At 28.3% G+C, this 19,505-nt stretch carries 21 protein-coding genes; 4 read left to right on the top strand and 17 right to left on the bottom strand.

The window, feature by feature from the left end; genetic code table 11:
• Window positions 1–17: 17 nt before the first annotated feature.
• From WJW32_RS06730 to WJW32_RS06700, 7 genes are all read right to left on the bottom strand, one after another.
• Window positions 18–611, bottom strand: a complete 594-nt coding sequence (locus WJW32_RS06730) for a hypothetical protein (RefSeq protein ID WP_340256716.1) — start codon at window positions 609–611, stop codon at window positions 18–20.
• A gap of 289 nt (window positions 612–900) precedes the next feature.
• Entirely contained in the window at window positions 901–1,635 is a 735-nt protein-coding gene (locus tag WJW32_RS06725) for a Fic family protein (protein WP_340256714.1), read from the bottom strand.
• 1,021 nt (window positions 1,636–2,656) lie between these two features.
• On the bottom strand, window positions 2,657–4,015 hold the full coding sequence (rlmD, locus tag WJW32_RS06720) for a 23S rRNA (uracil(1939)-C(5))-methyltransferase RlmD (protein WP_340256713.1): 1,359 nt from the start codon (window positions 4,013–4,015) through the stop codon (window positions 2,657–2,659).
• Between the two features lie 385 nt (window positions 4,016–4,400).
• Window positions 4,401–5,147 carry a phosphatase gene (locus tag WJW32_RS06715; protein WP_340256711.1) on the bottom strand — a complete coding sequence of 249 codons (747 nt, stop codon included), beginning with the start codon at window positions 5,145–5,147 and terminating at the stop codon, window positions 4,401–4,403.
• 12 nt (window positions 5,148–5,159) lie between these two features.
• Entirely contained in the window at window positions 5,160–5,882 is a 723-nt protein-coding gene (locus WJW32_RS06710) for a pseudouridine synthase (RefSeq protein ID WP_340256710.1), read from the bottom strand.
• A gap of 9 nt (window positions 5,883–5,891) precedes the next feature.
• Window positions 5,892–7,217 carry an RsmF rRNA methyltransferase first C-terminal domain-containing protein gene (locus tag WJW32_RS06705; protein WP_340256708.1) on the bottom strand — a complete coding sequence of 442 codons (1,326 nt, stop codon included), beginning with the start codon at window positions 7,215–7,217 and terminating at the stop codon, window positions 5,892–5,894.
• 14 nt (window positions 7,218–7,231) lie between these two features.
• Window positions 7,232–7,561, bottom strand: coding sequence for a DUF1904 domain-containing protein (locus WJW32_RS06700; RefSeq protein WP_340256706.1), 330 nt, complete (start codon window positions 7,559–7,561; stop codon window positions 7,232–7,234).
• Window positions 7,562–7,829: 268 nt separating this feature from the next.
• Here WJW32_RS06700 and fba (WJW32_RS06695) point away from each other — a divergent pair, with 268 nt between their 5' ends.
• Window positions 7,830–8,693, top strand: coding sequence for a class II fructose-1,6-bisphosphate aldolase (gene fba / locus WJW32_RS06695; protein WP_340256704.1), 864 nt, complete (start codon window positions 7,830–7,832; stop codon window positions 8,691–8,693).
• Window positions 8,694–9,050: 357 nt separating this feature from the next.
• Complete coding sequence (gene fba, locus WJW32_RS06690) at window positions 9,051–9,992, top strand: class II fructose-1,6-bisphosphate aldolase (protein ID WP_340256703.1); 942 nt, start codon at window positions 9,051–9,053, stop codon at window positions 9,990–9,992.
• A gap of 44 nt (window positions 9,993–10,036) precedes the next feature.
• On the opposite strand, the gene WJW32_RS06685 is transcribed toward fba (WJW32_RS06690), so the two are convergent.
• The 6 genes from WJW32_RS06685 to WJW32_RS06660 form a co-directional block, all read right to left on the bottom strand.
• A complete protein-coding gene (locus tag WJW32_RS06685; protein WP_340256701.1) occupies window positions 10,037–11,014 on the bottom strand; it encodes an ABC transporter substrate-binding protein in 978 nt (325 codons plus the stop codon).
• 32 nt (window positions 11,015–11,046) lie between these two features.
• Window positions 11,047–11,802, bottom strand: coding sequence for an ABC transporter ATP-binding protein (locus WJW32_RS06680; RefSeq protein ID WP_340256700.1), 756 nt, complete (start codon window positions 11,800–11,802; stop codon window positions 11,047–11,049).
• Window positions 11,789–12,670 carry an ABC transporter permease gene (locus WJW32_RS06675; protein WP_340256699.1) on the bottom strand — a complete coding sequence of 294 codons (882 nt, stop codon included), beginning with the start codon at window positions 12,668–12,670 and terminating at the stop codon, window positions 11,789–11,791. The genes WJW32_RS06680 and WJW32_RS06675 overlap by 14 nt, the downstream gene beginning before the upstream one ends.
• Window positions 12,671–13,101: 431 nt before the next feature.
• Complete coding sequence (locus WJW32_RS06670) at window positions 13,102–13,587, bottom strand: hypothetical protein (RefSeq protein WP_340256697.1); 486 nt, start codon at window positions 13,585–13,587, stop codon at window positions 13,102–13,104.
• Window positions 13,588–13,630: 43 nt separating this feature from the next.
• The gene (locus WJW32_RS06665; protein ID WP_340256696.1) at window positions 13,631–14,194 is read right to left on the bottom strand and encodes a 5' nucleotidase, NT5C type; all 564 of its coding nucleotides are present in this window, start codon (window positions 14,192–14,194) and stop codon (window positions 13,631–13,633) included.
• Window positions 14,195–14,283: 89 nt separating this feature from the next.
• Window positions 14,284–15,156: a hypothetical protein gene (locus WJW32_RS06660; protein WP_340256694.1), complete on the bottom strand. Its 873-nt coding sequence runs from the start codon at window positions 15,154–15,156 to the stop codon at window positions 14,284–14,286.
• 85 nt (window positions 15,157–15,241) lie between these two features.
• On the opposite strand from WJW32_RS06660, the gene WJW32_RS06655 reads away from it, so the two are divergent.
• Entirely contained in the window at window positions 15,242–15,403 is a 162-nt protein-coding gene (locus tag WJW32_RS06655) for a hypothetical protein (RefSeq protein ID WP_340256693.1), read from the top strand.
• A 95-nt stretch (window positions 15,404–15,498) separates the two neighbouring features.
• Complete coding sequence (locus tag WJW32_RS06650; RefSeq protein WP_340256691.1) at window positions 15,499–16,425, top strand: DMT family transporter; 927 nt, start codon at window positions 15,499–15,501, stop codon at window positions 16,423–16,425.
• A 695-nt stretch (window positions 16,426–17,120) separates the two neighbouring features.
• Here the strand turns inward: WJW32_RS06650 and WJW32_RS06645 are convergent.
• The 4 genes from WJW32_RS06645 to WJW32_RS06630 form a co-directional block, all read right to left on the bottom strand.
• Window positions 17,121–17,267 carry a hypothetical protein gene (locus tag WJW32_RS06645; RefSeq protein WP_340256689.1) on the bottom strand — a complete coding sequence of 49 codons (147 nt, stop codon included), beginning with the start codon at window positions 17,265–17,267 and terminating at the stop codon, window positions 17,121–17,123.
• A gap of 190 nt (window positions 17,268–17,457) precedes the next feature.
• Entirely contained in the window at window positions 17,458–17,679 is a 222-nt protein-coding gene (locus tag WJW32_RS06640; protein ID WP_340256687.1) for a hypothetical protein, read from the bottom strand.
• A 689-nt stretch (window positions 17,680–18,368) separates the two neighbouring features.
• Window positions 18,369–18,809 carry an S-ribosylhomocysteine lyase gene (locus WJW32_RS06635; RefSeq protein WP_340256685.1) on the bottom strand — a complete coding sequence of 147 codons (441 nt, stop codon included), beginning with the start codon at window positions 18,807–18,809 and terminating at the stop codon, window positions 18,369–18,371.
• 13 nt (window positions 18,810–18,822) lie between these two features.
• On the bottom strand, window positions 18,823–19,494 hold the full coding sequence (locus WJW32_RS06630; protein WP_340256684.1) for a hypothetical protein: 672 nt from the start codon (window positions 19,492–19,494) through the stop codon (window positions 18,823–18,825).
• Window positions 19,495–19,505 lie beyond the last annotated feature (11 nt).

Raw genomic sequence — 19,505 nt, 5'->3', positions numbered from 1 at the left:
ATACTCCTCCTCTTATTTTAAAAATTATTATCATCAAATACTTCAAATATTTCACTTTCATATTCATCTTGTTCTGGACCTGTTGATACCCAATCTGGTAAAACATCGTAATAATGAGCTAGTGCTTCAATTGTTTTATGAAGTACAACTTCATGTTGAGATTTTTCTAGTAACTCAATAATTAATTTATAAGTATCTATGTAAGGTGTATTATCTACAGCCTCTATAGCATTTTTAAACCTAGATACAAGTTTTGCTTTTTCAATGCTTCTTTCTATTGAGTTAATTTCTTCTTTATCATATATAGGTATTTCTACTAAATCATTAACTTCTCCAATCATAAATTGCTGTTCATGTTCTTTTATAACTGGTTTTAAGTCTTTCTTTAATTTTTCCTTTTGTATCTCTAGTTTTTCTATTTCATTTAATTCTTTTGTGAAGTAATCTTCTTCTATTTTAAATAGTTCTTTTAATATAGGGAGATATTTTTTAGGAATTTTTTGTTTCCCTTTTATCCATAAGTTTATATTTTGTTTTTTTATTCCTAGTTTTTCTGCAAGTTCTATATGCTGCATGTTATATAAACTAAGTATATACTCCAACCCAATCAATAAATCACCTCCCTATTATTGTCTCAGTCAATATATTTATATTATAGATCCATTTATTGTCTTAGTCAATTGTTTTTTCCTATAATTTGAATTTATCCGAAAGCTAAAAGTTCTAAGACTCCACCCTCTTAAGGCTGAAGATAAGAACTTAACAGTTTCTGGATTAGTTCAACTAAAAATTCAGTTGGAGTAAAAACTCCATCTGAATTAAGTTTCACTTTATGTTAATATTAAATACCTGAACACAAAAATAACCTAAAGAATTTTACTTCTCTAGGTTACTTCCATATTATCCAACAATATAAAGATACATATCTAAACTGCTATATACTGCTTTTTCTATAATTTCTATAAAATTAGTATAATCATCATTTACACTTGCTTTTTCTAACGCATTCATATATTCATCTCTATCTTCCATTCTAATTACACAGATAGGGTATCCACTTCTCATTAATATTAAATTAGTAAGAAGTCTTGCACTTCTTCCATTACCATCTATAAAAGGATGTATATAAGTATATTTATGATGAAATACTGCTGCAAGTTCTACTGGATGAAGCTTTGTTTTATTCTCATTATACCAAGAAATTAATTCTCTCATCTGATCTTCTACTAAAAAATGTTCGGGTGGTCTATGTTTACTACCACTTATTAAAACATTTACACTTCTATATATTCCTGCATTCTCATTGTTTATGCTTTTTAAAATAATATAATGAAGGTTTTTAATAACATTTTCACTAATATCTATATCTTTACTTACTATATCTTCTATATAATCTATTGCTTCTTTATGGTTTATAACTTCTAAATGTTCCTTTAATGATTTTCCTTTTCCTATTGTAATTCCATCTTCAAGTATAAGCTTTGTTTGTATTCTAGTTAGTGTATTCCCTTCTATTGCATTAGAGTTATATGTCAATTCTACATCATAATATTTTTTTAAAGTATCTATTGTAGTTTTTAAGAAAGGTCTTTTACTATCTAATAGTTTTTTCTTTTTATCTATTTTTTCAAACATAAATCTACCTCATTAGTTTTGTTATTTTAAATATAATTTTATCATACCTATAGTTATTTTACCCTCTAATATTAATCTCAGGTATCCAATTTTTTATAATGAGTAGGAAATTATATTCCTATTTAAATTTTAGATAAAAATAATTTTTGTTACGAATTTCAAAAAAGTCTACATTTAAAATCTTCAAAAGAAGACTTTTTTATAAATTTAAATTCCATGCCCTCCATCATACTAGCCTTAGCTGATGAATCTAGATACAAGAGGTTTTGTTTTAACTCTGTAGCTTAACCTTTGAAGTGTGTCATAATCTTTGATGTCCCTAGTTAGTTTTACTCAAATATTTGATCCTAAAAATGATTATGTATTCTTTCAAAAATATAACTAACATAAATATATTAATCAAAAAATCATAACAATCTAAAGTCTATACATATACTTATGACCTAGTAATTCTAAAGATTAGATAACTATCAAAATATTAAAACAGTACAAATTTCTGTGTATAACTAATAAAACGAGACAAAATTATTTGATAAAATTAATATTGAGACGAGCTTATGTTAATAACCTAAATACAGATACACAATGATGTTGATATTCTGTTTATATATAATTTTTTGAGACAGGTTCCGTGGATTATTTTTTACAATAAAAAACAAATCAATAAACCTCCAAATACTTATCTTCAATTTCCCTCAATAAAATACTCACTACTATCTTCATTTATTTTCTTATCTTGATTGGCTGATACTTTTTCAAAAAATATTTAACCTCCTTTATTTAAAAACAACAACACAAAATGACGCTTATTAAAATGTTAGCTACTGATTTTTAATATTTTTCAATAAAACTTAGATCGTGACGTTGTAATATTCGTTAAGAAACTTCTTTTGTCTGAGCAGAGCGAGTTTAAGAAGTTTTAGGATATTGCATAAGACACAATCTTTAAGTTTTATAAAAATATTATTACAGTAGCGGTATTTTAATAAGCGTCATTTTGGCTTAACCACTATACTATTTTCTAATTCTTTTTACGAAGAAGTACAACTGTCTCCATATGAGGCGTGTTAGGGAACATATCCATTCCTTGAACCTTAACTATCTCATATCCCCCATCTTCAAATCCAACTAAATCCTTAACCAAAGTCTTAGGATTACAAGATATATAAAGAATTTCCTTTGAGTTAAATCCTACTATATCCTTTAAAGCATTCTTATGAATACCTGGTCTTGGTGGATCAACTATAATTAAATCTGGCTTTGCCTTTATAGACTTAACCTTTTGAGCAACGTCTCCTGCTATAAACTCACAATTAGTTATATTGTTTATTCTAGCATTTTCCTTAGCAGCCTCTACAGCTTCTTCAACTATCTCAATACCTATAACCTTTTTAGCACTCTTTGATACCATCTGAGCTATAGTTCCAGTTCCACTGTATAAGTCAAATACAACCTTATCTTTTTGCTCTCCTATAAATTCAGAAGCTATTTGATAAAGTCTTTCTGCACCCTTAGTATTAGTTTGGAAGAATGAGAATGGAGATATCTTAAACTTAAGTCCAAGTAACTCTTCATATATGTAGTCTCTTCCATGAAGTACATTCAACTTATCACATTGAACTGCATCTGCAAGTCCATCATTTTCTGTATGAAGAATACTTACCATCTCACCATCAGTACCAAGATTTAATAACATATCCTTGTACTCAGTCATATCAAAATCAACCTGTGTAGAAGTAACTATATTAACCATTATCTCGTTAGTATTAAGTCCTTTTCTAACAACTAAATTTCTAAGATATCCAGTATGAGGCATAGTCTTATAGAAAGGTAGTCCTTTACTTTCAAAGTATTCAACAGTACTCTTAAGTATCTTTCTGTAATCCTCATCTATTAACATACAAGTATCAACAGTTATTATATCCATGGCTCTTCCCTTTTTATGAAAACCAAGTGTTAAAGGACCATCCTTTTGCTCATCACCAAAAGTATACTCCATCTTATTTCTGTACTCACGATTTTGAGGACTTCCCTCAACTCCTAAAAACTTAAACCCAACAAAATTTTCTTCAGAGAATAAATCAAGTATCTGACCTTCCTTTATCTCTAATTGCTCATCATAAGGAACAGAAAGCATTGAACATCCACCACAAAGACCAAAATGATCACAAGTATCACAAGTCTCCATATCAGACTTTTCAATTAACCCAAGTAACTTTCCATCTACCTTATTCTTTCTAACCTTCTTTATTAAAACCTTAAGAGTCTGTCCAGTAATACCACCCTTAACATCAACCCTCTCACCTTCAACATAACCATATGAATTTCCACCAAAATCCATCCCATCTATCTTAAGCTCCACTACATCTCTTTTCTTCACACTTAACCTCCACAATATATGATTTTAAATATCTTTTTAAATAAGCATTTAATAAAAATCTAAGTTATACATATAATACATAACTTAGAAACTAGGAATTATTCAATTTAAAAACCACAATAATCATACATCTAAAAATATTCATATCAAAATATAAGAGAATGGTTTTATATATTTTGCCATAAAACTTAGACTTTGACGTTTAATAATCCGTTAAAAAGTTTCGTTGTCTGACCGTAGGGAGTTTAGAAACTTTAGGATTGTTAATAAGTAAAAGGCTTTAGTTTTATCAAAATATATTTACATGAACGTTATTTTGGTATGAATATTTTTGCCCATACAAACTATTGAAAATTTAATAATTTTTAGTTTCTATTCAAGCACTCTACTTCATTAATTCTTTAAAATCCTTAATATTTTTCTTTCCTTTAGACTCCAAATACTCTATAAAACTCTCCATAGAGTTATTAACTACAAGCTCATCAGGAATTCCAACCTCTTCAAAAACTTTCTCAACATGCTCAAAGTTTCCTATTTGGAATGATATATGAGTATCTGTTCCTGCAACTAATTTAACATTCATCTCCTTAGCCATCTTAACTATTTCAATACAGTTCTCTTTACTTCCAACTCTACTCTTTCCAAATGAACTGTTATTTATCTCTATTAATACATTATTATCCTTTGCAGCTTGTAATACTTTCTTTGCATCTATATCAAATGCTGGATTTCCAGGATGTCCTATTATATCTACATACTTATTTTCCATAGCTTTAATAAGTGCATTAGTGTTCTCTTCCTTAGTTCCAGGCTTTATACAAACATCATGAAGACTTGCAAGTACTAAATCAAGCTCTGGTAAAAACTCATCATCCATATCCAACTTTCCATCATAGTCGATAATATTTGCTTCAACTCCTCTTAAAACAAATACACCATCTATAACTCTAGGTATTACCTTTTGATTACCTATATGATATATATGTGGTCCACCTGGCATTGCTGGTGCATGATCCGTTAAAGCAAACATCTTAAGACCTACATTCTTAGCCTCTCTTACTAAATCATGAACAGTACTATATGCATGTCCACTAGCAATCGTATGACAATGTGTATCAAATTCGAATTTCATAATTATCAGCTCCTATTTTGTCTCTAATAACTCTAGTTCTTCCTTAGTTAACTCTCTATATTCTCCAAGTTCTAAGCTCTCATCTAATTTTAATTTACCCATTTGTATTCTCTTTAAATATACTACTTTTTTGTCTACACTCTCAAACATTCTCTTAACTTGATGAAACTTACCTTCATGTATAGTTAAGTTTATCTCAGATATATCATCACTTTTTAATATTTCAAGTTCTCCTGGTAAAGTCTTATATCCATCATCTAAAACTACACCTTCTTTAAAAGCTTCAATATCTTCATTTGTTACTACTCCATCAACTTTTGCAAAATATGTTTTTGGAACATGTTTTTTAGGAGACAATAATCTATGAGATAACTTACCATCATTAGTAATTACCAAAAGTCCTTCTGTATCCTTATCAAGTCTTCCAACTGGAAAAGGATCGAATGCTATATGCTCCATATCTAGTAAATCAATAACAGTTTGATCATATTTATCAGTTGTTGCTGAAATACAACCTGCTGGCTTGTTCATAATTAAGTATATAAATTCTCTATAATTGATTTTTTCTCCATCAAATAATATCTCATCATTTTCTGGATCTACTTGAGTAGAACTCTTTTTAACAATATCTCCATTAACAACAACCAAACCTCGTTTGCAAGATATATTAACTTCTGTTCTGCTTCCATATCCGATATTAGATAATACCTTGTCTATTCTCATTTTTTTAGCCATAATATCCTCCTAAATCCATCTCCAGGATTTCTCATATCCGTTCTTTAAAGTACCTTTATTTAATTTTCCAAATCCAAGCGGGTGTCCATTTACACATACCAAGTTTAATCCATTTTCACCCTCTGTAAATATTGTTTCTCCTTTTAGATACTTTATAACGTTTGTATCATTTGAATCTAAATCTATTACTCTTTTGAAATCTTCTTTTTTAATTGCCATACAAAGTGCCTGCGATGGCTTAAATCTATTTTTAACTACTTTTCCAAGTAAAAGACCCGTTCTAACAGCTTTTAAGTTCTTAGTCTCTATCATATCCTTTGGAGCTAGATATAAATTATCATTTATAGTTATAAAGTTCCCTTCTAAGCTTATATTCATGTTCTCTTTTTCAAATTCTTCAAAGCACTCTGGCTTTTTCTTATTCTTTAAACTCTTATACTCTTTTGTTTCACCATCCGTCTTTTGTAAAAGAGCTAAAAAGTGTCCTTCTCCATTTAACTTATGAGGCCATAATCTTCCAACCTCTTTAAGTCCTACTCCTTCAGAAATTCCACCAATCTTCTCTATATTAAGTAACTCAAAATTATCGTTATTATGTAAGAACTCTTGTATCATATTTTCATTTTCATCTTTATTAAATGTACAAGTAGAGTATACTAATTTTCCTCCAACCTTTAACATCTTAGCTGCTTCATCTAGTATTTCTCTTTGCATCTTAGGATATATACTTATATCGTCCTTTTCCCAACTTTTTATGAGTTTTTCATCTTTTCTAAACATACCCTCACCAGAACAAGGTGCATCTACTAAAACTCTATCAAAAAATTCTTCAAAGTTATTACAAAGTCTATTTGGAGAATCGTTAACAACTAACACATTAGATACTCCATACATCTCTATATTCTTAACAAGAGGTTTTACTCTATTGGAATTTATATCATTAGTTACAAGCATTCCCTCTCCTTGAAGTCTTGATGCTATTTGAATACTCTTTCCACCAGGAGCTGCACATAAATCTAGTACCTTATGTCCTCTTTTAACATCTAAAAATTCAACAGGAGACATAGCAGATGGTTCTTGTATATAGTAAAGTCCTGCATTGTAAAAAGGTGATTTGGCAGGTCTTACATCTTCTTCATAGTAAAATCCATCACTACTCCAAGGAATTTTATCTAAATTAAAAGGAGAAATCTTCAAAAATTCCTCCACTGAAATTTTAAGCGTATTTATCCTAAATCCGTAATATCTTTTTTCATCATAACTTTTAAAAAAAGTATCGAATTCATCATTTAATATTTCTTTCATATTGTCTAAAAATTTAACTGGTAGTTTCATATTAATCGTCTCTCCTAGAAATGCTCACCATTTTCATAGTATTTTTCTTTCTCAAATGTAGTAAAAGCTAAGTCCAAGCTCTCAACTTTAAGGCCTTCTCTTATACTATCAGTTATAATCGTTGCTACCTTATCTTGAGTTTCTTGTCCTCTATCAAACCAAGCTACCTCTATAAATGGATACACCTCTTCTATTTGTCCATTTCTTATAGCTACTGATTGAATACATTCTATTTCAAAATAATCTCTTGGGCACTTAACAACCGCAACTAATTCATCTATCATTTTTTCACTTATTTTACAAACCTCATTAGCCTCAATTCCTCTTATCTTAATCTGTGGCATATTTTTTCCTCCTCTACTCTCTCTATCATTATTGTCAAATATTATTATACTTTTTATTCCCGATGATTACAATATAACCGACCTTTATCTGGATTTAAAATACTTTTTTCAAGTATATTTTCTATTTTCTCATTTTAAAATAAAAAAATAAAAATTTTTATATTTCATATTTTATAATTTTAGATTATAATATTGGGTATAAAGAGAATAATACATATATATTGTTTTGTATTAAATTTATTTAAATTCAAAATTATGGAGGTATTCTATGTTAGTTTCAGCAAAAGAAATGTTAGTTAAAGCTAGAGAAGGTAAATATGCAGTAGGTCAATTCAATATCAACAATTTAGAGTGGACTAAAGCAGTTTTATTAACTGCTCAAGAGAACAACTCACCAGTTATACTTGGTGTATCTGAAGGTGCAGGAAAATACATGGGCGGATTTAAAACTATAGTTGGAATGACTAATGGTTTAATCGAAGAATTAAACATCACTGTTCCTGTTGCTCTTCACTTAGACCACGGTAGCTATGATGGAGCTTTAAAAGCTATGGAAGCTGGTTTTTCTTCAGTAATGTTTGATGGTTCTCACTATGATATAAAAGAAAACATAACTAAAACTAAAGCAATAATAGATATAGCTCACAATAGAAATCTTTCAGTAGAAGCTGAAGTTGGTTCTATAGGTGGAGAAGAAGATGGTGTTGTAGGTGCTGGTGAAATAGCTGATGCATCTGAGTGTAAGTCAATAGCTGAATTAGGTGTTGATATGTTAGCAGCTGGTATTGGTAATATTCACGGTCAGTACCCAGAAAACTGGACTGGACTTAACTTTGAAGCTTTAGCTAATATTCAAGATGCTACAGGAAACATGCCACTTGTACTTCACGGTGGAACTGGTATCCCTGAAAATATGATAAAGGAAGCTATCTCTTTAGGAGTTGCTAAAATCAACGTTAATACTGAATGTCAATTAACATTCGCAGCAGCTACTCGTAAATACTTCGAAGCTGGTAAAGACTTAGAAGGTAAAGGATTTGATCCTCGTAAAATATTAGCTCCTGGATTTGAGGCTATAAAAAATACTGTTAAAGAAAAGATGGAATTATTCGGATCTATAAACAAAGCTTAATTAACATATAACAAGCATATAAGAATTTCATAATTATCTTAAGAGCATAGAATTTATTTTCTATGCTCTTTTACTTTTCCTAATTTAGGTGTATAATATTTAGTTGTAATTGAAATTCCGTATAAAATGAGTTTAGAATATAAATTCATTCTTTATAATGCGAATTAAAATTACATATACCAGAAAATTATAAAACTTTAATTTTCTAGATATCTTTATTAAAATAACTGCATTTTTAACTATTTTTAAGCAATAAAGTCGTAAGACTTGTTGGCTCCCATGAGTCAATGCGTAGCATTAGACGAATTTTATTATCGGTTATTATTTTAATTACATATATTAAAGGAGGAATTTTTTATGCCATTAGTTACTACTAAGGAAATGTTCAAACTTGCTTATGAGGGAAATTTCGCTATAGGTGCATTCAATGTTAACAACATGGAAATAGTTCAAGGAATAATTGCTGCTGCAAAAGAGGAAAACGCTCCCGTAATTCTTCAAGCTTCTGCTGGAGCTAGAAAATATGCTAACTCTATATACTTAAAGAAGTTAGTTGAAGCTGCTATTGAAGAAAGTGAACTTCCAATTGCTCTTCATCTTGATCATGGTGACAGCTTTGAAGTATGTAAACAATGTATAGATGATGGATTCTCATCTGTTATGATAGATGGATCTCACCTTCCATTTGAAGAAAATGTAGCACTTGTTAAAAAAGTTGTAGATTACGCTCATGAAAGAGGAGTTGTAGTTGAAGCTGAGCTTGGAAAATTAGCTGGTGTTGAAGATGCTGTTAATGTAAGTGCTGAAGATGCTACTTATACAGATCCTGCTCAAGCTGTTGAATTTGTCGAAAGAACAGGTGTTGATTCACTTGCTATAGCAATTGGTACTAGTCACGGTGCTTATAAATTCAAAGGTGATGCTAAACTTGACTTTGCAAGACTTGAAAAAATAACAAACTTACTTCCTAACTTCCCATTAGTTCTTCATGGAGCTTCTTCTGTTCCTCAAGAATACGTTGAAATGTGTAATGAATTCGGAGGAAATATACCAGGAGCTAAAGGTGTTCCAGAAGAAATGTTAAGAGAAGCTGCTAAATACGGTGTATGTAAAATAAACGTAGATACAGATCTTAGACTTGCTCTTACTTCAGCTGTTAGAAAAGTATTAACTGAAAAACCTGCTGAGTTTGACCCAAGAAAATACTTAGCACCAGGTAGAGAAGCTATTCAAAAGATAGTACAACATAAAATAAAAGACGTATTCGGTGCTTCTGGCGCTGCTTCAAAATTAAAATAAATATAATAAAAGGGTGTCTTTAGACACCCTTTTATTATATTTGACTATTTTGTTTTTATATAAACAATTCTTTCATCATCTGGTTTTTTTATAGAAAGATTTTTTAAAGAATCTTCATTTATAATTATTTCCATTTTTTCTCCTTCTTTTATAGGCATTTTAGAAATATCTTCTCCTTTTAAAACTTCAACTGCCATTTTTCCTGATGTATATCCTAATTCATAATAGTTGATACCACAAGTTGCTAGAGCTCCTGATTCTACTGAACCTTTTTCAGATGCAATAATCGGTATATTCTTTTCTTGAGTTTTTTGAACTATAATCGGCATTGAAGATACTACTAATTGATCTGTTGGTGCATATAATACATCTACTTTATTAACTAAACTACTTACAGCTGCATTTACTTCATTTGTGCTAGTTACCCCTGCTTCAACAACAGAGTAGCCGTACTCTTTACAGTATTTTTTTAATTCATTTACTTGTACCTCAGAATTTACTTCACTTGTATTATATATAACTCCTATTTTTTTAGCATTTGGAACAAGAGTTTTTATCAATTCTAATTGTTTACTTACAGGTACATAATCACAAGTTCCAGATACATTTGTATTTGGTTCTTCTAAAGACTTTACAAGTTCCGCTGAAACGGGGTCTGTTACAGCACTAATTACTATCGGTATATCTTTAGTTGAATTATAAGCTGCTTGTGCTGAAGGTGTTGATATAGCATAAATTAAATTTTTATTTTGAGACACAAAATTCTTAGCAATAGTCTGCGTTGTAGCTATATCCCCTTGAGCATTTTGGAAATCTATATCTATATTTTCTCCATCTTTATATCCATTATCTTCAAGAGCTTTAATAAATCCCTCTCTATTTTCATCAAGTGCACTATACTCTACTATTTGAGTAATACCTATTTTTATCTTTTCATCATCTTTTGTACCACATCCAGTTAAAACACTAACTCCTACTAATCCCATTAAAATCATACTTTTTATTAATTTTGTTGTTTTCATAAATATTTCCTCCCTAATATAATTGGTATTAACTACACTGCATACTCAAATTTTTTGAGTATGTCTTCGATAGTTAATTTCTTTTTCATTTCTTCATTTGCGTCTAATATAATCTCACCTTTATGTAGCATAATTAATCTATTTCCATATTTAAGTGCATGACTTAGGTTATGTGTTACCATTAATGTTGTTATATTCTTTTCTTTTACAATCTTATTTGTTAATTCCATAATCTCATTAGATGTCTTAGGATCTAAGGCTGCAGTATGTTCATCTAAAAGAAGAAGCTTTGGATCATTTACACAAGACATAATAAGAGAAAGTGATTGTCTTTGTCCTCCTGATAAGTATCTAGCTTGTATATCTAAATATCTTTTTAAATCAAGTGATATATCCTTTAACAGATATTCTAATTTTTCATTATCATGTCTAAGACATTTTTTGAAGTTTAATAAATCCCCCTTGTTTAAGGCAAGAGATAAATTTTCTCTAACTGTCATTGAAGGACAAGTTCCCGTTGATGGATTTTGAAAAACCCTACTTATAATTTTAGTTTTTTCATGTTCTGGTAGCGATGTTAAATTTGTATCTTCTAATAAAATTTCTCCTGAAGTTTCTTTTAAAACTCCTGAGATAATATTTAATAAAGTAGATTTTCCTGTTCCATTACTACCTATAATACTTACAAAATCTCCTTTATTTACTTCTAGCGAAAGATCTTCAAATAATTTATTATCTTGCCCATATGGATTTGGAAAACTTTTCGATAATTTTTTAATTCTTAACATATGCTCCCCTCCTTAAAATAGATATTTTTTGTTTAAATACAGGTTTTTTTAAATCACCCAATGATAAAAATAAAATTATTATAAAAGAAGTAATAAGTTTTAAATCTGTTGAAGTTAGTCCTGCATTTAAAGCTATATATATAACTAGCTGATACAAAATAGTTCCTAAAATAATTATGCTAGTTTCTTTAGTCTTAAATATTTTGCTTATAAATGATTCACCTATAATAACACAAGCAATCCCTAATACAAGTGTTCCCATTCCCATAGATACGTCTGAAAACCCTTGATACTGAGCCATAATGCATCCTGAAAAACTAACTAATCCATTAGATATCATAAGTCCTAGAATCTTAATTTTTCCAACTTCTATACCAAGTGATTGAACCATTTGAGAATTATCTCCAACAGCCTTTAAAGTATATCCAAGTCCTGTTTTTAAAAATAAGTCTAATAAAATTTTACATACAGCTATAATTGCTAAAGATATTATTATCGAAGAAGATCCTGATTTAAATATATGATTCGTATTAAATAAAGCAATATTTGCCTTTCCCATAATTCTTAAATTAACTGAATACAAAATCCCCATTACTAATATTCCTGAAAGTAAATTTGAAATTCTTAATTTAACATTTAAAATACCAGTTAAAAGTCCTGCTACTAAACCTCCTGCAATTGCCAATAAACATCCTGTAATAGGAGATAAACCACTTTTTAAAGATACAGCTATAATTGCTCCTCCTAACGAAAAACTTCCATCTACAGACATGTCTGGAAAATCTAATATTTTATAACTGATATACACCCCCAATACCATAACTCCTAAAATCAAACTTTGTGTAATTACTCCAACCAATGCATCCATATACATTCTCCTTCCTTCAATTTCTTTATATGTAAAAAAGCCGCATGGACTTTTCCATGCGGCTTTATATAATAATAGATATAAAAAAGCCACATAGATTACCTATGCGGCTTTTATTCATATATTAAAGAATGAATAATTTTTCAAATTTAATAGCCAACATAGATACAAACCCTAAATGTTTAATCGATTTCGTTTTCGTACGAATTCGGGGCTTGCATCTATGTTTTTATTTCAAACTAGACACAAACCCTATCTAAATTTACTATTAAAAAAGAAGCTATTTTTTATATTTAATAAATTATTCATTCTTCATCTCTCCTCAAATATTTTTTTCAAATTTATTTAACATTAATTTTATATTCAAATAGATTATTTGTCAAGGTTTTTTTTAAATAAAAAATAGGCACCTCTAAAGAGATACCTATTTTCTAGTTGAAATACTTTGAAGAACCTTTTAATTGTCTTTTTGAAACTATCCTAGCTAGATCTACTAGCTTTCCAGTTTCTATATTTTTAAATGAAATACAAATTACAAACTTAACGTCTGTAAAAGTTTCATCTAAATCGTAAATTTCATATTTGCATTTTATATCTTCATACTTGTATTCTTCTTGAAGATCATCTGCTACATCATCACATATTTCTTTTAAATACATCTTTATATCTTCAAATAAAACTTGTAGATATTCTTCTTGATCTACATCATATTGTTCATACTCTTGTTCCTCTAGGAATTCAAATTTAAAAACAGATTTATCTAATTTACAATCAAACACCATAATATCTTTCTGATTTATAGAATCTGATATATCCTTTACATATCCAAAATCGGCCTTTACAGTCAATATTTCTTCTACTGATTTACTTTTAACTGTTGTTGAGCCTTCTTTATTTTCAAAAGTTATCTCTATCAAAATTTCCCCTCCTATAAAGTGCAACTTAATCCATATGGCTTTTTTACTCCATATGGTTATCTATTATATTTTTTATTTCATTCCAGCTAATAACCCTTGTCACATTCTCTAAATCTATATACTTGTTATAATTTGCGTCCATTAAAAGTACTTTTATTCCAGAGTTTGCTAAATCTTTAGTGTTTTGAGGGTTATCTTCTATGAATAAATCACAGTCTAGCTCTCTAGCCTTGTCGACCTTGTAATATCCTCCTAGATAATATACCTCTATTTTAGGGAAATTATTAACTTTCATCCATTCCTCTGTTACATCCTTTAATCCTTCATTTCTAGCAGTTACAAAATACAAATTATGCTTTTCATTAAGCTCGTGTAGAATATCACTCGCCGAATCTAGTGGATTTGCACTAAGATGTATATCATAACCTTTATGAGTATAAAATTCAAGTATTTCTTCAATAGTAGTGTCATATAAATCTTCTAATTTACATGTATTCATATCTTCTTCTTTTAAATCTTTATTAAAATGATCGTTAAAATATTCAATAAAATAATATGGATCAGTAACGGTTCCGTCTATATCTATACAAATGTTTAATTTCTTCATCTGCTACCTCCGCAAAGTTAACCTTTAAATAAAACTACTTATTATATTATTGTCTATTTTTATATAAAAATCAAGTAAAACAAAGACTCTTATTCTTTTTTCAAATTATACTTGACCTTATTCATCTTATCTTGGCAACTATGAACTAATTTATCCGATAATTTCAAATTATCTTTTATTTTAATAATATATTTTGGGTTCTTATTATCTACAAACTCTATACCGTAATCCATTGCCTTCTTTCTTATATAAAAAGCCTTTTGTATATCTAGTTTTGCATCTTCTAAAAGCTTCGTATTTTCTTCATCTTTAAACTCAGGTACCTTCAAATCTCTATACATTAATTCTACTTGCTCACATTTTTGTCTGCTATTTTGAGCTTCTTTCAATAAATCATCCATATTTGCCTTGCCCTTTTGCATTTTCTTTAAAACTCCATAACATTTTCTAAGTGGAACAAGGCCTGTTTTCTCTATACTCTGTATTTCTTTTTTGAAATCATTAAACATCTCCAACTCATCGACTTCCTCTTTACTTTCTTCATACTTCTGATTATTTGAGATATCAACAATATCTACTTTATCTCTATTCAAATTCTTATTATATGTTTTATCTATATTCATAACTTGTACTTGTGAATTATCATTTTGAGTTTCGTTCTCTAAATTCTGTTCATTAAAATTTATGTCATTATCTATTTTTTCCTTGTATGCAACCTTTTGTTCTTTATTTTTTTCATAATCTATTTTTTTATTTATGTTATCTATACTCATCATATTTATCATATCATAATTTTTGTATTCAATAGCTTGTATACTATCGTCTATATCGCTATTCATAGTAAAAATAGACGAAATAGTCAGTATGTATATTAGTGTAAATATGTATTTATTTTTATTTTTATATGTTAAAATTATAATTATAGGAAATAAATATATTATAACTAATAAAATTTTATTCATAAAATTTCACCTCTTAATGTTTTGTAAGTATTACTATATTATTGTTTGATAGATGAAATTTTATACACTTTCAGGAGGTCTTATTATGAATGTTTCCCCTATATATCAAATATTAAGTATGATTCTTTTAATATATATTATCTACTTCTTTACAACTAAAATATTTAAACTACCTACAAAGGTATATAATTATTTAGATAATATGGATAAAATAGAAAATGATGTAGACTATTCACGAAAAAAATAAATATTTCAAATAATTGCTTAACTTGTATTTATATGTATTTTTAGATATAATATTTTAGTTTTCATATATCTATACATTACAAGGGAGGTTTTTAGTTGAATAATAACAACAAACTGGGGTATTTAGCAGTTATTTTAAGTAATATAATTATAGGGCTTTCTTTTTTATTTACAAAAAAAGCTGTAACTGCTACTGATCCTATAACTACTTTATTTTTAAGATTTTTTATATCTTTTGTAGTAATATCATTTGCTATTTTCTTTAAAATAGTTAAAGTTAATTTCAAAGGAAAAAACTTAAAAAAACTCGTTTTTATGTCTATATTTTTTCCAAGTGGATTTTTCTTATTCCAAAGCTTTGGACTTAAATACGGATCATCATCTGAAGCTGGAATTATAAGTGCTTTAACACCGGCTATCGTATTAATTTTTAGTATTATATTTTTGAAAGAAAAAACAAATATAAAACAAATAATGTCTATAATACTTTCAATATTTGGAGTTATATATATTTTTTCAATGAAAGGTATCTCTTTAAGCTTAGATAATTATTTAGGTATATTCCTTATTTTTATTTCTTGTATATGCTTTTCGGTATACAGTATTCTATCGAGAAAATTCTCAAATGAGTTTAATCCAGTTGAGATATGCTTTTTCATGCAGTTGTTTGGATTCATAGTATTCTTAATTATGTTTATTTTTAAGGGAAACGATTTCAGTGATACAGTTTCATTATTTAAAGACATATCATTTATAGGTCCAATATTATATCTATCAGTTTTATCAACACTTATGACTTCTATTTTAAATAACTACGCTTTTTCTAAAATAGAGGCTTCAAAAGCAGGAGTGTTTTTCAATATCTCTACAATAGTATCAATAGTAGCTGGTGCATTAATACTTCATGAACAAATACTTTATTATCATATAATCGGATGTATACTTATAATAATAGGAATATTTGGAGCGAATTACTTTTCTCCTAAGATAGAGACTAAAAATATATCTAGTAAATCAGTATAAAATCATTTTTTACATAGTGGTTAAAACCAAAATAGTACTTATTAAAATACCGTGAATGTATTAAATATTTCTATAAAACTATATATTACATCTTATTAAATATACTAAAAGTTCTAAACTCCCGTTGGTCAAACAACGAACTTTTTTAACGTATATTTAAACGATGTAATGCAAGTTTTATAGAGAAATATTTAAATCACTCCCTAACATTTTAAGTAAGTACTATTTTTTAGTATTATTCTCTATTACAGGTTTTTGATAAACAAAATATTCATCTTTTTAATTCCAAATGCTTAAAAAATATATTCTTAAGCATTACATATTATGATACTTGTTGACTATATCCTTTCTACTGTCACATCTTTTTAAATTCATGTAATCTCTAGCACTAAACCTAAAAAAGAGGGTTATTGAAATGTTAGCTACCTAAATTTCGTACAAATGTAATTATTTATTCACTATAAAATACCAATTGATCAAATCTCTAATTTGGAAAAATTATAGCTCTTAATCCCAAAACAAATGACATTAAAATACCGCTAATGTTGTAATGCCATTTGTTTTTTAATATGTTTCTTAGATATGAAATGGATTTAAATATATGTTGTTTTCAAAAAAGACAAAAAGAAGCAAAGGTAATTAATTCATTACCATTATTTGTAATGAATATTCTGTTTTATTTCTTACCTAAATTATCATAAATTAAAACTCAACTGCTCATACGAAGGATTACACATTGCGTTAGCAATAAGGTTTGCAAGTTTAGTTACGGTCGGAATATCTACAATTATTTCATTGAAAGTACGCTTTACAAATCCTTTTACATTTCCTACTTTTTTCACTAAGTCTCCTATACCTATATTTTTCAGTTGGGTATCTTTTAATAATGTTTCTTTAAATAATACAATAAGATTATTAGTTATAAAAACCATCCACAGAAAAGCATATATTCCATAAAACTTAGTAGTTCTAAGGTTTCTAATGTGATAAGGTGAGAGTATTTGAACTATTATAATCCTATTCCTAACAGTTTTATCTGCTTGAGCATAATCTGATATGTCTATAGTTTTCCAAAGAAGATTTTAGAAGGTCTTTGAATCTATGTGAGCAATGGACATTTCCAGAATCGAGATACATTGCAACTGTTTCAGCATTTTTTCCTGCCAAAGCAGCTGATAACTGATATCCAGATTGATTTTTTTTCTTTGAAAAGTTTACTATGAATATCTTCAAATTGAGATATATTTGTAGCATTCATTCGCCTTAAAAGAATATTAATTTGAGATTGGTCAGGGAAACTATCCATGTTAAATAAATTTGCTGATAGTTTTTCAGTTCCGAGCTTTTCATAAATAATACCACCTTTCTTATTTTAGAGTACTTGTCGAATGATAATTCTTTTATAAGAATATGGTATTATTTTTTTGTCTTTTATTCTATGGTAAAAATAGGGGATGAAGTTTTAATTTATAATAGAGTTGCTAATATTAAAACTGTCTATACAAATGTTAGTGAATACTTTTAGATATTTTGACTAATATAACTTAGGTTTTATCGTTTAATATTCTGTTGAAAAATTTGAGTGTTTGACCGTAGGGAGTTTCTCAAATTTTAGGAATATTAATAAGATAAAATCTTAGTTATATTCAAAATATCGTTGTATTCGCGGTATTTGTATAGATAGTTTTTAATAACCCACAGACCCTAAAAAAATAACCCAGATTTCGTTTGTACGAAATCTAGGTAGCTACTTTTGGGTTAATATTTTTCCATACAACTTAGATTTCGCATACTGAATATACGTTAAGAAACTTTTTTGTCTGACCATAGGGAGTTTAAAAGTTTTAGTATGTTTAGTATGCGTAATCTTTAGTTGTATAAAAATATTGACTAAGTAGCGGTATTTCAGTAATCCTCTTTTTTCGCTTAAATCCATAAATTATTTACTTAATCTTCTCTAAAACCCCCTTAGCATATTCCTTAGCCCCAAAGAGTGACATATCTCTATAGTTTCCACACTGTATTTCATTAACTGCTGGAATTTCATCAGCTTCTACTACTTTTTCAAGACTATTTATAAGTGCTTTTAAAACAGCTTCTTCATCTATATCCCCAACTAGTATAAGATAAAATCCTGTTCTACATCCCATAGGAGATAAATCTACAACATCATCTAATTCCTCTCTTATAAATCCAGCCATAAGGTGTTCTATAGCATGAATTGATGCTGTTGGAATAGCCTCTTTATTAGGCTGAGTAAATCTTAAATCAAATTTACTTATTATATCACCTTTAGGAGTTTGAATTCTTCCACACTTTCTTACAAATGGAGCTGTAACTTTAGTGTGATCCATTGTAAAACTTTCAACTACGATATTTTTCATCTTAAATCCCCCTTTATTTTTTACATGCCCATGTTCTACAATTTGAGCATGAGTTTATCCCTTTACATATTTCTTTTTTATATCCATTTGGATAATTTCTTTCTCTTATTTGATATGACCACCCTATAATTGCTGTTACTGATTTTACAGGCTGTAATAAAAAGTTTGAGCTTACATTTATATCTTTATGCGTTTTTAATAAATCTAGTATATTTTTTTGATATCTTAAATCCCAATCTCCATATCCTGGGCTATATCTTAAAGATGAATGAACTCCTCTTAAAATATTTTTGTTTATCAAATAATTATGAAATTTATCTATTAATATCTCAACTGCATGTGAACCTAAGATATCAGCTATTGAACTTTTTTTTAACTCTGAACTAAGATATTTTTCTTGAGAGTATTTATTAAGATAATCTCCTATACTAAGAGCTATTAATGTTACCTTATGACATCCTAATAGCCCTTTTGCTAAATAAGCGCTGTCTATCTCTATTTCATCTAATGTTACCTTATCCTTTTCTATGCTTTTTATATTTATATCCTTATAGTAAATACACGGCTTTATATATTTTTTAATTTCTAAAACCTCATCTTCTAATCCTCTTAGTTCCTCTATATTCTCGCATATACTGTCTATCTCTTTATCTATATTAAAATTATATAAAACATTTACATCCATAAAATATCTCC

This window comes from Tepidibacter sp. Z1-5 (assembly GCF_037844525.1).
Taxonomy (GTDB): Bacteria; Bacillota; Clostridia; order Peptostreptococcales; family Peptostreptococcaceae; genus Tepidibacter_A.
This window is presented reverse-complemented; position numbering and strand designations above follow the sequence as displayed.

What these genes read in the sequence shown, in the direction of transcription:
- WJW32_RS06725 (WP_340256714.1), bottom strand. Translation starts at nt 1,635, where the DNA reads ATGTTTGAAAAAATAGATAAAAAGAAAAAACTATTAGATAGTAAAAGA.
- WJW32_RS06715 (WP_340256711.1), bottom strand. Translation starts at nt 5,147, where the DNA reads ATGAAATTCGAATTTGATACACATTGTCATACGATTGCTAGTGGACAT.
- WJW32_RS06710 (WP_340256710.1), bottom strand. Translation starts at nt 5,882, where the DNA reads ATGGCTAAAAAAATGAGAATAGACAAGGTATTATCTAATATCGGATAT.
- WJW32_RS06705 (WP_340256708.1), bottom strand. Translation starts at nt 7,217, where the DNA reads ATGAAACTACCAGTTAAATTTTTAGACAATATGAAAGAAATATTAAAT.
- WJW32_RS06700 (WP_340256706.1), bottom strand. Translation starts at nt 7,561, where the DNA reads ATGCCACAGATTAAGATAAGAGGAATTGAGGCTAATGAGGTTTGTAAA.
- fba (WP_340256704.1), top strand. Translation starts at nt 7,830, where the DNA reads ATGTTAGTTTCAGCAAAAGAAATGTTAGTTAAAGCTAGAGAAGGTAAA.
- fba (WP_340256703.1), top strand. Translation starts at nt 9,051, where the DNA reads ATGCCATTAGTTACTACTAAGGAAATGTTCAAACTTGCTTATGAGGGA.
- WJW32_RS06685 (WP_340256701.1), bottom strand. Translation starts at nt 11,014, where the DNA reads ATGAAAACAACAAAATTAATAAAAAGTATGATTTTAATGGGATTAGTA.
- WJW32_RS06680 (WP_340256700.1), bottom strand. Translation starts at nt 11,802, where the DNA reads ATGTTAAGAATTAAAAAATTATCGAAAAGTTTTCCAAATCCATATGGG.
- WJW32_RS06675 (WP_340256699.1), bottom strand. Translation starts at nt 12,670, where the DNA reads ATGGATGCATTGGTTGGAGTAATTACACAAAGTTTGATTTTAGGAGTT.
- WJW32_RS06665 (WP_340256696.1), bottom strand. Translation starts at nt 14,194, where the DNA reads ATGAAGAAATTAAACATTTGTATAGATATAGACGGAACCGTTACTGAT.
- WJW32_RS06660 (WP_340256694.1), bottom strand. Translation starts at nt 15,156, where the DNA reads ATGAATAAAATTTTATTAGTTATAATATATTTATTTCCTATAATTATA.
- WJW32_RS06655 (WP_340256693.1), top strand. Translation starts at nt 15,242, where the DNA reads ATGAATGTTTCCCCTATATATCAAATATTAAGTATGATTCTTTTAATA.
- WJW32_RS06640 (WP_340256687.1), bottom strand. Translation starts at nt 17,679, where the DNA reads ATGCTACAAATATATCTCAATTTGAAGATATTCATAGTAAACTTTTCA.
- WJW32_RS06635 (WP_340256685.1), bottom strand. Translation starts at nt 18,809, where the DNA reads ATGAAAAATATCGTAGTTGAAAGTTTTACAATGGATCACACTAAAGTT.
- WJW32_RS06630 (WP_340256684.1), bottom strand. Translation starts at nt 19,494, where the DNA reads ATGGATGTAAATGTTTTATATAATTTTAATATAGATAAAGAGATAGAC.